Source organism: Cryobacterium sp. 10I1 (genome assembly GCF_035019805.1).
Lineage (GTDB): Bacteria > Actinomycetota > Actinomycetes > Actinomycetales > Microbacteriaceae > Cryobacterium > Cryobacterium glucosi.
Map to the genome: position 1 here is coordinate 1 of NZ_JASJVF010000008.1, position 13276 is coordinate 13276.

The 13276-nt window shown below is 68.9% G+C and carries 13 protein-coding genes; 4 read left to right on the forward strand and 9 right to left on the reverse strand.

Going from position 1 to position 13276, the window contains the following annotated elements; genetic code table 11:
• On the forward strand, positions 1-476 hold a 476-nt coding region (locus QN345_RS01875), incomplete at its 5' end, for a YbhN family protein (protein WP_323508414.1).
• Between the two features lie 3 nt (positions 477-479).
• Here QN345_RS01875 and QN345_RS01880 read toward each other — a convergent pair.
• Positions 480-1193, reverse strand: coding sequence for a response regulator (locus QN345_RS01880; protein ID WP_134447334.1), 714 nt, complete (start codon positions 1191-1193; stop codon positions 480-482).
• Positions 1186-2856 (reverse strand): sensor histidine kinase, encoded by a 1671-nt coding sequence (locus tag QN345_RS01885; RefSeq protein WP_134560896.1) that lies wholly within the window; start codon positions 2854-2856, stop codon positions 1186-1188. The genes QN345_RS01880 and QN345_RS01885 overlap by 8 nt, the downstream gene beginning before the upstream one ends.
• 134 nt (positions 2857-2990) lie before the next feature.
• Here QN345_RS01885 and QN345_RS01890 point away from each other — a divergent pair, with 134 nt between their 5' ends.
• Complete coding sequence (locus QN345_RS01890; RefSeq protein WP_323508415.1) at positions 2991-4385, forward strand: cation:dicarboxylate symporter family transporter; 1395 nt, start codon at positions 2991-2993, stop codon at positions 4383-4385.
• Between the two features lie 150 nt (positions 4386-4535).
• Complete coding sequence (gene mgtA, locus QN345_RS01895) at positions 4536-7247, forward strand: magnesium-translocating P-type ATPase (RefSeq protein ID WP_134448038.1); 2712 nt, start codon at positions 4536-4538, stop codon at positions 7245-7247.
• A gap of 57 nt (positions 7248-7304) precedes the next feature.
• Here mgtA and QN345_RS01900 read toward each other — a convergent pair whose 3' ends face one another.
• The 7 genes from QN345_RS01900 to QN345_RS01930 all read right to left on the reverse strand — a co-directional run bounded on the left by QN345_RS01900 (position 7305) and on the right by QN345_RS01930 (position 12498).
• Positions 7305-7742 carry a flavodoxin family protein gene (locus tag QN345_RS01900; RefSeq protein WP_134447340.1) on the reverse strand — a complete coding sequence of 146 codons (438 nt, stop codon included), beginning with the start codon at positions 7740-7742 and terminating at the stop codon, positions 7305-7307.
• A 118-nt stretch (positions 7743-7860) separates the two neighbouring features.
• Positions 7861-8454, reverse strand: coding sequence for an energy-coupling factor transporter transmembrane component T family protein (locus tag QN345_RS01905; protein ID WP_134447342.1), 594 nt, complete (start codon positions 8452-8454; stop codon positions 7861-7863).
• Complete coding sequence (locus QN345_RS01910; RefSeq protein ID WP_134559413.1) at positions 8451-9131, reverse strand: energy-coupling factor ABC transporter ATP-binding protein; 681 nt, start codon at positions 9129-9131, stop codon at positions 8451-8453. Before QN345_RS01910 ends, QN345_RS01905 begins: the two co-directional genes overlap by 4 nt.
• Before the next feature lie 6 nt (positions 9132-9137).
• Complete coding sequence (locus QN345_RS01915; protein WP_322187903.1) at positions 9138-9782, reverse strand: biotin transporter BioY; 645 nt, start codon at positions 9780-9782, stop codon at positions 9138-9140.
• Between the two features lie 67 nt (positions 9783-9849).
• The gene (locus QN345_RS01920) at positions 9850-11691 is read right to left on the reverse strand and encodes a glycoside hydrolase family 15 protein (RefSeq protein WP_322187901.1); all 1842 of its coding nucleotides are present in this window, start codon (positions 11689-11691) and stop codon (positions 9850-9852) included.
• A gap of 73 nt (positions 11692-11764) precedes the next feature.
• Positions 11765-12151: a hypothetical protein gene (locus tag QN345_RS01925; RefSeq protein ID WP_323508418.1), complete on the reverse strand. Its 387-nt coding sequence runs from the start codon at positions 12149-12151 to the stop codon at positions 11765-11767.
• 158 nt (positions 12152-12309) lie between these two features.
• A complete protein-coding gene (locus tag QN345_RS01930) occupies positions 12310-12498 on the reverse strand; it encodes a hypothetical protein (protein WP_134447351.1) in 189 nt (62 codons plus the stop codon).
• A 136-nt stretch (positions 12499-12634) separates the two neighbouring features.
• Between QN345_RS01930 and QN345_RS01935 the strand changes: the two genes are divergently transcribed.
• Positions 12635-13273, forward strand: coding sequence for a TetR/AcrR family transcriptional regulator (locus tag QN345_RS01935; protein WP_134447353.1), 639 nt, complete (start codon positions 12635-12637; stop codon positions 13271-13273).
• Positions 13274-13276: the final 3 nt, after the last annotated feature.

Below are 13276 nucleotides of genomic sequence, written 5' to 3' on the forward strand. Positions count from 1 at the left end.
GGACTGAGCTCGTCGTGCGTGGATCGCGCCGGGTGGCGGCGCGCGTGCCGCTGGTCTCCGAGGATCGGGTCGAGGTCTTCGTTCGCAGCGTGGCGGCGCAGGTCCTCGAGCTCGTCACAGACCGACGGCGGATGTCCGCCGCGCTCGGCCTCGCCGGCGCGAACTGGCTTCTCGACGCTGCTTCGCTCGGAGTCCTGCTCGCCGCGTTCGGGCATCCGCTTGCCATCGGCCCGCTGCTGGCGGTCTACGGGCTCGGCGGGCTCCTCGCGCTCCTGCCGTTGACCCCGGGAGGCCTCGGTATCGTCGAGGGTGTGCTCGTGCCCGCCCTCGTCGCGGTCGGGACTCCGCACGCGACGGCGCTGCTCGCCGTTGTCGGCTGGCGGGTGCTCGAGTTCTGGCTTCCGATCCCGCTCGGTCTCGCCGCCTACGTTTCGCTGCGCCTCGGCGTGCTCCGGCGGCGTCCCGCCGCTCCCTGAGCGTCACGGGCGCGGTATGCGCATCCAGGAATATTCGTTCTCCGGACGCCCAGGCGTCCCGTAGCGCGGAGAGCGCAGAACGGTTCCGGTGTCCGCGAGGTACTCGAGGTACCGGCGAGCCGTCACCCGGGAGATCCCGAGTGCGTCGGTGACCTCGCTCGAGGAGACCGGGGACTCGTGCTCTTTGAGGAAGTCGACGACGGCCGAGAGGGTGCCTTCCGCGAGTCCTTTCGGCCGGGGAAGCTCGGCGGGCGCGCGCAGGCTCGCGAATGCCAGGTCGACGTCCGACTGGTTGGTGACCCGGGATTGGGTGCCGAGCTGGAGTCGGAAGTCCCGGTACTGGCCGAGCTTCTGCGCGAAGGTCGCGTAGGTGAACGGCTTGATCAGGTATTGGACGATGCCTGCTGCCACCGCGCCACGCACGATCTTCAGGTCGCGCACCGCCGTGATCGCGATGATGTCCGTCATCAGCCCGGCCGAACGCATCCGGCGGCTGACGTCGAGGCCGTGGAGGTCGGGGAGGGTCATGTCCATCAGGACCAGGTCGATCGGGCGGCCCGCGGACTCGGCTTCTGCCAGCGAACGCAGGGCGGAGTGTCCGTCCCGCGCGGTTCCGGCGTGGACGAAGCCTGCCAGGCGACCGAGATAGACCGCGTGGGCTTCAGCCGCGATGGCCTCGTCTTCGACGACGAGCACGCGGATGTCCGCGTCAGGCATCGTGCGGATCCCTCGCTCCGGTGGGGCGCACGCCGGCGACCTCTGCTGAGGGTGCCCGGCAGGGAAGCGTGACCGTGAAGACCGCGCCCCGCCGGAATCCGATGGTCAGGGTGCCGCCGAGGCGGTTGACGGTCTGTTGGACCAGTGCGAGGCCGAGCCCACGCCCGAACTCACCGGGTTCCTTGGTGCTGAAGCCGCGGCGAAGCACGTCGTCGAGCATTTCCGGATCGACGCCATGGCCGCTGTCGGCGACTTCGACGACGACGGAGGCCGCACCGCTGTGCACGGAGAGGTGGACCTCCCGCGGCGCCGCGGCGTCCATTGCCGCGTCGAGGGCGTTGTCGATCAGGTTGCCCACGATCGTGACGAGGTCCCTGGCCTGCAGCCCGGTGTCGGACAGGCTGCCGGTGGCCTCGACGGCGAGGACGACGCCGAGCTCGCTGGCCTGGGCGAACTTACCCATCAGCAGTGCGCTCAGCACGGGCTCATCGACCGACGCGACCACCTCGTCCGTCAACATCTGGCCGAGTTCGAGGTCCCTGGTCGCGAATTCCAGTGCGTCTCCGGTGCGGCCGAGTTCCATCAGCGAGACGATCGTGTGCAGCCGGTTGGCATGCTCGTGGGTCTGGGCCCGCAAGGCATCGGACAGGGTCTGCATGGACTGCAGCTCGCTGCCCAGGGACTCCAGATCGGTGTGGTCGCGGATCGTGGCGACCCACCCCATCGGCGTCGATTTCCCACGGCCGCTCACGGGTGGCGCGAGTGCGGGCTGCTGGCTGACGACGAGCACCCGGGTGCTGGTGAGGTGGATCTCATCCTGCACCGGGCGGCCACTGCGGAGCAGGTCACCGAGTCCCGCCGGGAGCTCGAGCTCGCCGAGGGTCGGGGCGGCGGCCCCGCCCCTCGGATTCGCCGGTCGGGACGGGATGCCGAGAAGCTCGGCGGCCTGGTCGTTGTAGAGAACGAGGTCGCCCTTCAGATCAACGAGGACGAGGCCTTCCCGCACGGAATGCAGTACGGAGTCGTAGTACACGAACAGCTGGGCGAGCTGTTCCGGTCCCCAGCCCAGGGTGACCCTGCGCAGGTAGCGCCCGATCAGGGACGTGACGATCGCGCCGGCCACGAGGAGGGCGAGTGCCAGGCCCAGGACAGCGGGCAGTCGGGCGGTCAGGGCGATCGACAGGTTGCTGGTCTTCACCCCGGCAGCGACGAGCGCGCGGACGGCGCCCTGCGCATCGACGACGGGCACGACTGCGCGGACGGACGGGCCCAGGGTTCCCGTCGTGACCTCGGTGAACGGCGTTCCCGCCAGGGCCGGCGCGATGGTGCCGATGTACGGCCGCCCGATTTCAGACTCGGTGGGGTGAGTCCATCTGGTTCGGTCCGGCGCCATGATCGTGATGAAGTCGAGCCCCGCCTTCTGCGTGACGCTGAGCGCGTATGGCTGCAGGAGCGCGCTCGGATCCGGGGCCCCGCTGGCCTCCAGGACGAGCGGGTTCTCCGCGATGGCCGTCGCGACCGACAGCATCCGGCTCTCGGTTTCGGCGTAGCCGCGATCGCGAGCGTCGATGAACAGTGCCGTGCCGACCGAGGCGGCGAGCGCGACGATGAAGACGGAATGGGCCAGGAAGAGCCGGCGCGCGATGCTCCAGTCGCGGATCATGGCGTGCCGCCCTTCTCACCTCGATGTGAATGAAACCATATGCCCGTCGCGCGTGAACAATATGACCGCAACCGTGACGCCACGCGCCGCGTCGACCATTCTGAAACGCACAACACCAGACAAAGGAGTCTCTCATGGCAGCACTGCGAACCACACGTCCGGTCCGGCCGGCGAAACGGATCGACACGTCCCACTACCTGTACATCGCGGTCGTCGTGGCCGTCGTGCTCGGCATCACCGTCGGCCTGCTTTTCGGCGGGAAGGACGGCTTCGCCGTCTCGCCCAAGCCGCTCTGCGACGTGTTCATCGCACTCATCAAGATGATGATCTCGCCGATCATCTTCTGCACGATCGTGATCGGCATCGGCTCGATCGCGAAGGCCGCGACGGTCGGACGGATCGGCGGACTGGCGCTCGGGTACTTCCTCGTCATGTCGACCTTCGCACTCGGAATCGGGCTGCTGGTCGGGAACCTGATCCACCCCGGCGCAGGGCTCGACCTGAAAGCGGCCGCGGCATACGTGCCGCCGGCCGCCGCGGACTCGCAGGGCTTCTTCCTGGGCATCATCCCGACGACGCTCTTCTCGTCGTTGACGAGCGGCAACATCCTGCAGACCCTCTTCGTCGCACTGATCGCCGGGTTCGCCCTGCAGAAGATGGGCAGGGCGGGCAAACCGATACTCGAGGCGATCGCGAACGTGCAGGCCCTCGTCTTCCGGATCCTGATCATGGTGATGTGGCTCGCTCCGATCGGCGCGTTCGGCGCCATCGCGGCGGTCGTGGGCGCGACAGGCTTCCAGGCCGTGGTCAGTCTCTTCACCCTGATGGGCGCCTTCTACCTCACCTGCATCCTCTTCATCGTCGTCATCCTCGGCGGGCTGCTGAAGATTTCCACCGGCGTGAGCATCTTCAAGCTGATGCGCTACCTCGGCCGGGAATACCTGTTGATCTTCTCGACGTCGTCGTCTGAGGCGGCGCTGCCGCGGCTGATCGCCAAGATGGAGCACCTCGGTGTCTCGAAGCCGGTCGTCGGCGTCACCGTGCCGACGGGGTACTCGTTCAACCTCGACGGCACCGCCATCTACCTGACCATGGCCTCCCTCTTCATCGCCACAGCAATGGGCCAGCCCCTCGCCCTCGGCGAGCAGATCGGCCTGCTCGTGTTCATGATCATCGCGTCGAAGGGAGCCGCCGGTGTGTCAGGTGCCGGCCTCGCGACCCTCGCTGCGGGGCTGCAGGCCCACGCCCCGCAGCTGCTCGGCGGTGTCGGCTTCATCGTCGGCATCGACCGGTTCATGTCGGAGGCCCGCGCACTCACGAACTTCACCGGCAATGCCGTGGCCACCGTTCTGATCGGCTCCTGGACCCGGGAGATCGACAGGGCCCAGGTCGACCGGGTCCTCGACCGACTGGAGCCGTTCGACGAGACCACGATGATGGCGCACACCATCGATCCCACCCCCGCGGAGCGGTCCGTCGCGGCAGAACGGGCTGCGCAGTCTGCGGTGCTCGAAGACGCCAGGCACTGACCCAGGCCCCACCTGGTGCGCGGCGCCGGGCCCGCCCCCTTCGAGGGCGGGCTCGCCGTCGCGCATCCGTGTTCTCGCCGGGGAGGGATAGTCTCGGAATCAGCGCCGCCGGAGGCGCCTGACCGGGGGACCGAGAAGAAGATGACGGAGATGCCCGACCTCACGTCGAAGGAAACCGCGAGGCTGAACCCGGAGCCTCCCGAGGCGACGACGCTCGCGGACTTCGCGAGCAGCAGCGCCGGTGAGGTGCTGAGCCGACTCGGGTCAACGGCTGCGGGCCTGACCGGCGTCGAGGCAGCTCGTCGGCTCGCCTCGACCGGACCCAATGCGGTGCGCACGCACAAGGCAGGTCCCCTGTCCGTGCTCGGCAGGCAACTGCGCAGTCCCATCCTCATCCTCCTGATCGTGACCGCCGCCCTGTCGCTTCTCCTCGGGGACGTCACCAACTCCATCGTGATCGGCGTCATCCTCCTGGCGAGCGTCGGGCTCGGCTTCAGCAATGAGTACCGGGCCGAGCTCGCCGCCGAGGCGCTGCATTCGCGGGTGACGCACAAGGCCGTCGCCGTCAGGGACGGGTCCCTGGTCGAGATCGATGTCGTCGACATCGTTCCCGGCGACATCCTCCACCTGTCCCTCGGCGCCGTCGTCCCCGCCGACATCCGCCTGCTCTCGTGTGAGGACCTGCTCTGCGACGAGAGCATCCTGACCGGGGAATCACTGCCGGTTGACAAGTCGCCGGAACCCATCCCCGCCGGAGCGGCGCTCGGCGACCTGAACTCCTGCGTGCTGATGGGCACGGTCATCCAGTCCGGAAGCTGCGTCGGCGTGGTCGTCTACACGGGCGCCCACGCCGAATTCGGGCGCATTGCGCTCGGCCTCGGCACCCGGCAGCCGCAGACCGAGTTCGAGCTCGGCCTGCGGCGTTTCTCGCTGCTGCTGCTCCAGGTGGCCATCGGGCTGACGACGCTCATCTTCGTCGCAAACCTGCTTCTCCAGCGCCCCCTGCTCGAGTCCCTGCTGTTCTCGCTCGCGATCGCGGTCGGGATCACGCCCCAGCTCCTGCCCGCCGTCGTGTCTACGAGCCTCGCCACCGGAACCAGGGAGCTCGCGAAGCGCAAGGTGCTGGTCAAGCGCCTGGTCTCGATCGAGGACCTCGGAGACATGGACGTGCTCGTCACGGACAAGACGGGAACCCTGACCGAGGGGAAGATCTCGTTCACGACGGCGCTCCCTGCGGCCCCGCACGTGGACGCGGGTGACGTCCTCCGGTTCGGGCTGCTCGCGACCGAGGTCGACTACTCGACGGGCACGGTGTCGACGGTCGGCCAGAACCCGCTCGATGTGGCCGTCTGGGCCGCACCGGAGGCCCCGGCCTCGCAGGTGTCCGAGTACACCCGGCTCGACGTGATCCCATTCGACCATGAGCGCCGGATGACAAGCGTGCTCGTGCGAGACCCGGCAGGGACGCTCACCCTCGTCACCAAGGGATCGCCCGAGGATGTGCTCCGGGTCTGCCGCGACGTGGCACCGGCCGCCCGGCACCTGCTCGACCAGCAATACGCGAAGGGCAGCCGCGTCGTCGCGGTGGCGACCCGGACCGGCTCCGGGCTCACGGACATCAGCCCGGCCGATGAGAACGACCTCACGCTCGCCGGGTTCCTCATCTTCCTCGACCGCCCGAAACAGAGCGCGCGGGCCTCACTGAAGCGGCTCGAGACCCTGGGCATCTCCGTGAAGATCGCGACGGGGGACAACGCCCGGGTCGCGGAGAAGGTGTGCGGCGACCTCGGCCTCGAGTCGGGAGGCACCCTGACGGGCGGGGAGATCGACGCCCTCACGGATGCCGAACTCGCGGTCCGGGCGGAGGAAGCGAGCATCTTCGCCCGGGTGTCCCCGGAGCAGAAGTCCCGGCTCATCCACGCCCTGCGGGCGAACGGGCGTGCCGTCGGTTTCCTCGGCGACGGCGTCAACGACGCCCTCGCCCTGCACGGAGCCGACATCGGGATCTCGGTGGACAGCGCAACGGATGTCGCCAAGGACGCCGCGGATGTCGTGCTGCTCGACAAAGACCTCGGAGTGCTGGCAGACGGGGTGATGGAAGGTCGACGGATCTTCGCGAACACGATCAAGTACGTGCTGATGGGCACCTCGAGCAATTTCGGCAACATGTTCAGCGCGGCGACGGCATCCGTCGTGCTCAGCTTCCTGCCGATGCTGCCGGGGCAGATCCTGCTGAACAACCTCCTGTACGACGCCGGCCAGCTCGCCATTCCCGGCGACAGGGTCGACAAGGAGCAGCTGCTCGCGCCCTCGCACTGGGACATCGGGTACATCCGGCGCTTCATGTTCCTGTTCGGCCCGATCAGCTCGCTCTTCGACTTCGCGACCTTCGCGCTGATGCTCCTGGTCTTCCAGGCCGCGCCCGGAGAGTTCCGGGCCGGGTGGTTCATCGAATCGCTGGCCACGCAGACGCTCATTATTTTCGCGATCCGCACCAGACGGGTGCCGTTCCTGCGCAGCCGGGCCTCTCGAGGGCTCACCATCTCGGCGTTCTCCGTTGTCGCGATCGGCATGTACCTGCCGTTTTCTCCGCTCGCCGGAGTCCTCGGCTTCGACCCGCTGCCGCTGCCGTTCTTCCTCGCCCTGGCCGGGATGACCGTGCTGTACCTCGTCCTGGTCGAGTTCGCCAAGCAGTGGTTCTTCAGCCGCCCCGCGCAGCAGCCGACGGCCACCCGTCAGCGGGTCTCGAGCCACCACCTTGCCCGGCGCGCGGCACGCTTCAGCGTCGTGGAACCGGGAGCGGTTGTCGCCAGGCGACGGTCGGCCTCGCGGCGCCGACGTGCCAGGGCCGGGCGGAAATAGCCTCACGACGCAGGCGGGTCCTGACGGAGGCTGATCAGGGGCCGATCAGGAAACGGATCAGGAGGCGAGGGCGGCGACGATCGAGTCGCCCCACTGTCGTGCCCGGTCGAGCTCCCCGTCGGCGAGCGGTCCGGTCTTGCCGTCGACGATGAACCCCGTCGGCCGGGTCAGGATGTGGGCCCCTGCGGACTTGAGCCTGCGGGTCACCCTTCCTGCGGCATCCCCGTGCAGGGGCGAGTGGACCCGGGTGTCGAAGGCGGCAGCCTGGATGCCGCGCAGGGTGCCGGGGTTCAACTGGTCGAGGAAGGCCTGCATCCGCGGTGACGGACGCCAGCCGTTGATCGGGCAGCCGACGACGAGGAGATCCACTCCGGTCAGGCTGTCCGGGCTGATGGTCGAAACGGACACCGCACTGCCGCCGATCGCATCCGCGATGGCCCCTGCAACGGATTCGGTGGTGCCGTAGTTGGAATCGAAGACAACGAGCGCGCTCACGAGCGGCCTCCAGTCGGAAACGACGGTTCAGATGCTCTCAGTGTGGTCCCGGAGGGTGGGCCTGTCGAGGCTCGTTCGTGCCGGAGAAGCACCCAGAACGGGTGTCAGACGGGTGCGATCAGTCGTCGAGGCCGCGCGCGACGAGGGCCTCACCGATCGCATCCGCTGCGTACAGGGAGCGCACGACGACCGGCACCGCGAGCGCGAGCAGGGAACCCTGGGTGCCGCGGGCCCTGCGTGCCTCGAGTACCTCGGTGACGATCTCGGCGACGAGGGGGATGCAGCGCAGAGTGATCGCAACGAGCAGTCCGACCCTGTCGGCATCGACCCAGCGATCGAAGGGGCGGAGCAGCCGCTGGAACCCCTCGAGGACCGCCGTGACGGTGGTCGTGAGCGTGAAGAGCGCTGCGAGGGCGACGGCCGCGAGCAGCCGCCCGGCCATGAGCGCCGCCGGCACCCAGCCAGACAGGAGCGCCTGGATCGGCACGGCGATCAGGAGGATCCACAGGATCGGACCGATCTGCTGCCAGGCTGCGCGCGGAGGCACGCCGGCCACGGGATACAGGCCGGCGATGATGCCGAGAGCGACCAGGAGCTGCCACGGCTCGCCGAGAATGCCGACCCAGAGCACCCCGGCCGACAGGACGGCGAGCTTGAGCAGGGTCGGCGCCCGGTGGAGGAGTGAATGCCCGGGGGAGTAGAGGCCGATCATGCCAGCAATGCCCGGTACGCATCGATGGCCATGGCCGGTGCGCCGTCCGCGACGACCGTGCCGTCCTCGATGCAGATCACCCTGTCGAAGTCTTCGAGCAGGTCGAGCTGATGGGTGACCACGATCACCTGCTGGGTCATGGCCCGGAAGAGGTCGGCGATGCGCCGGGAATTACGGGCGTCCAGGAGCGTTGTCGGCTCGTCGGCCACGACGACCTGCGGCTCGCCGACGAGGACGGCGGCGAGGGCGAGCAACTGCTTCTGGCCGCCGGAGAGCCGATGCGCCGGATGGGCAGCGTGGGCGCTGAGCCCGAAGCGGTCGAGTGCCGCCTGGGTGCGGCCGGCGATCTCGGCGGCGCCCAGTCCGCGTTTGCGGAGGCTGAACGCGACGTCTTCCTCGACGGTGGGCATCACGATCTGGTTGTCGGGATTGGTGAAGATGAAGCCGACCCTGCGCCGTACTTCGCGCGCGTTCTTCGCGACGAGGAGCCCGTCGACCGTGACAGTCCCGGCATCCGGTGTGATGAGCCCGTTGATCAGGCGGACGAGGGTGGATTTGCCCGAGCCGTTCGCGCCGACGATCCCGATGCGGCGTTCGGTGAGGGTGAGGCTCAGGTCGCGGAGCACGCTGCGGTCGCCGAAGGAGTGCGACACTCCGTCGAAGACGATCGTGCTCACGGTGGCCTACTCGTCCGAGGCCCGGGCCGGGGTCGGGGTCGCGGTCGAGGTCGGGGTCGAGGTTGCGGACGACGCGGTGACTGCGCGGCGGCGGGGGATGAGCCCCGGGTATGCGCGGTGCACCTGCCGGGCGACGAGCACCGTGACCACGGCCTTGATCGCGTCTCCAGGCAGGAATTTCGAGGCGTCGACCAGGGCGCCCCAGATCGGGAGGTGCAGGGTGAACGCCGTGACGGGAACGCCGATGGCGTAGATCATGACGATGCCGCCGAGCACGGTCGCGCCGAGGGCTGGCCAGAACGGGTATTTCGGGAGCAGCCGGCCGGTGAGATACCCGATCACGAGTACGCCGAGGAGCCAGCCGTAGAGATAGCCAGCGGACGGCGAGGTCGTGAACCAGGCGAGGCCGCCACGGCCGCCGGCGAGCAGCGGCAGCCCTGCCGCCGTGAGGGCGAGGAAGAGCAGTACGGCGAAGAAGCCCTTGCGGGCCCCGAGGACCGCGCCGGCGAGCATCACGCCGAGGGTCTGCAGGGTGATCGGCACCGCGATCACGCTGAGGGAGAGAGGTCCGGGGACGCCGAGCGCCGCGATCAGCGCGGCGAAGATGGCGATCTGCGCGAGGTCGCGCACGGTCAGGGTTCTGGCGGTCATGGTTTTCAATGTACGAGCAGCGCGGGGGCGGTTTCCAGAGGAGACCTACAAAGAATCCGGCGGATCTCTATCCGCCGGCGCAGGGGACGGCCACAGTGGCGGCGTCGTTGCCCGTCCCGGCGAGCCGGGCTGCCCGATCCTCCATCGCCGTGATCGCATCGGCGGCACGCACGAGGGCGAGGTGGCTGAGCGCCTGCGGTGTATTGCCGGCCTGGCGGCCCGCGCCGACGTCGTACTCCTCGCTCAACAGGCCCACGTCGTTGGCGAATCCGACGAGCCGGTCCATCAGGGCCCGGGCGTCTTCACCCCGTCCGGAGTTCGCGTACTGCTCCACGAGCCAGAAGGAACAGGCGAGAAACGGATGCTCGCCACCGGCCAGTCCGTCGACAGGAACCTCCGTGCGGTAGCGCAGCACCAGGCCGTCCCGCAACAGGTCGGCCTCGATCGCGGCGACCGTGCCGAGCATCCGGGCATCCGTCGGATCATGGAAGCCCACCTGGGGAAGCACGAGCAGGGAGGCGTCGACCTCCGTGCCGCCGAAGTACTGGGTGTATGTGCCGAGTTCGGCGTTGAAGCCCCGCTGCTCGATGTCGCTGCGGATCTCGTCCCTGAGGGCGGTCCAGCGTTCGACGGGGCCGTCGAGGCCGAATTCGGTACAGCCCCGCACCATCCGGTCGAAGGCCGCCCAGACCATCACGCGGGAGTGGGTGAATTCGCGGGCCGGACCGCGCACCTCCCAGATACCCTGGTCCGGCCGGGACCAGGTTCGTTCGAGGGACCCGATCAGGGCGCGCTGCAGCGGCCAGGAGAATTCGCCCTCGGTGAGGCCGCTGTGGCGCGCGGCGTGCAGTGCCACCATGACCTCGCCGATGACGTCGGCCTGGAACTGGTCGACGGCGCCGTTGCCGACCCGCACGGGGCTGGACCCGCGGTACCCGGGCAGGCTCGGGAGCTCGCGTTCCGGCAGGTAGCGTTCGCCGGCGAGGCCGTACATGATCTGCACGTCGTCCGGGTCGCCGGCGATCGCGCGCAACAGCCAGCCGCGCCAGTTCTGGGCCTCCTCGGCGTACCCGTGCGCGAGCAGCACGCTGAGGGCGAGCGCCGCGTCACGGAGCCAGACGTAGCGGTAGTCCCAGTTGCGGTGGCCGCCGCGGAATTCGGGCAGCGAGGTCGTCGCCGCCGCGACGATGCCGCCGGTTTCCTCGTGGGTGAGCGCCCGCAGCACGAGCATGGAGCGCACGACTTCGTCCCGGTATGGACCGTCGTGGGTGCACGAGCGCGCCCAGTCTGTCCACCAGGCGGTCGTCGCAGCCAGGGCGGCGTCGACGTCGATCCGGGCGGGCGGCGGCCGGTGCGAGGGATGCCAGGCGAGCTGCAGGTCGACGACCTCTCCCGCCGCGACCGTGAATGTGGCCGTGTGCCGGTGATCGGCGGCGGTCAGTTCCGGGCCGCGCACGGCGATGGCGTCTGGCCCCGCGACGGCGAGCAGCACGGTCTCGCCGTCCTGGTGGACCTGGCGCACCCAGGGAATGCTCACTGCATAGCCGAAACGGATGCGCAGTTCCTCGGTCATCTCAACGGCACCGGCCAGGCCGCGCACCCGGCGGAGCACGTCCGGCCGGCCGTCACCGTGCGGCATGAAGTCGAGGACCTCGACACGTCCGGTCGGGGTCGTCCAGACCTGGGCCAGGATGAAGGTGCCGTCGACATAGTTGCGCGTGCTCGTTGCAGCGGGGTCTGCCGGGGCGAGCAGCCAGCGCCCGTGGTCCTCGGTGCCGAGGAGCGCGCCGAACATGGACGCGGAGTCGAAGCGCGGCAGGCAGAGCCAGTCGATGCTTCCGTCACTGCCGACGAGGGCCGCTGAATGGCAATCGCCGATCAGGGCGTAATCCTCGATGTTCAGGGGCATGCAGACATCCTGTCACCGCGCGGGCGTCCTCCGGCCGTGAGCGGATGCCCTGGCCAGGACCCGGAGGAAATCCTCAGGCGACGAGGCGGGCGCGTTCTGCGGGTTCGACAGCGGTGTACCCCGGGAGCGGCACGGCCAAGACGAAACGTTCCGCCTGCGGGGCAGTCGGCTTGCGGGCCGCGGCATCCGGTTCGGCCCAGACGGTGATGGGGGCGGGGGTGAACGACAGTGCCGCCGGTTCACCGACGGACTCGCCGCGCAGTTCCGAGGTGGCGCTGCGGAGCGCGGATGTCAGGGAGGCGGCCACCTGGCGGGCCTTGAGGCCGTGGAAGATCACGTCGGTGTCCGCGGGGCTGCGCGGAACGAGGGTCCAGAGACCCTGCTCGCCGATCAGCCGCGACAGCTCGCCGTGGAAGAGGTCGAGCACCTCGTCGTCGCTGAGCTCGGGGGTGGGCAGCACCGGTACCGGAATAGCAGGCGCGGCACGACGTCGTCGACCAAACATCGGGAGCCCCTTTCGATCGAAAGCTCTTTCTGCTATCAGTGTGGCGGTCCCGGGCATGATTGAACCGCGGACACGCCGGTCAATCGCGAGTCCGGGAGGGAGACCGGGGCTTTCTAGCTGTCGATTTGCCGTTCATCGGCATCTTTGACGATGGTGCCAATGGCGACGGCTGCGCTCAGCGCCCAGCCGATCCACATGAGCAGCAATCGCCAGTCGCGCGGTCCGCGCCGGGTGGCCTGCAGGATGTTCCAACCGCCGGCGACGACGCCGAGCATCGCGCTGCTGAAGATGAATTTTCGCATGGGTCCTCCGAGGACCACGGTACCCGGATCGGGACCGGGTCGTGTGCCGCCCGGTCCCGATCCGGCATGTTTCCGTCGGGTGAACAAACTGACCGACCGTGCAGGAACTGACCGATCGGTCAGGTAAGGTAGTCCAGTGCAGATCGAACCGGAAGACCTCGTCCCCGCAGCGGCCGCGACCGCGACCGCGACCGTCCGCCCCGGCGCGGGAGCCGAACTGCGGGTCATGGCGCTCCAGCAGTTCGCTGCCGTCGGGTTCGCCGGTACCTCCCTGCAGCAGATCGCAGCATCCGCCGGGTACTCGAAATCGAGTGTGCTCTACCATTTCGCCTCGAAGGACGCCCTCCTCGGCGAGGTGCTGACCCCGGCCATCGAACGCCTCGAGGCCATCCTCGGCGGGTTCACGTCGACCTCGGAGAACGCGGCCTCGCGGCACCGGTTCATCGAGGACTTCGTCGACTTCCTGCTCCAGTACCGGCTCGAAGTGCATGTCCTGATCAATCAGGCCCAGTCCCTCAAGGGCATCGCCGTGATCGATCGGGCCAGGGCCCTGATCGTGCGCCTCGGCGACGCCCTCTGCCAGGAGCACGCCACGACCATCGACCGGATGCGCTTCGGTGTCGCGCTCGGCGGCGCCGCGTACTCCCTCGTCGCCGGCCTGACGTTCTTCGACGAGGACATCACGCCGACCGACGATCTCCGGCCCGCCCTCATCACCCTCCTCTCCGAGCTCCTCGCCCCCGTCGCCGTCCGCACCACCCAGCCCAGGAAGTAATCA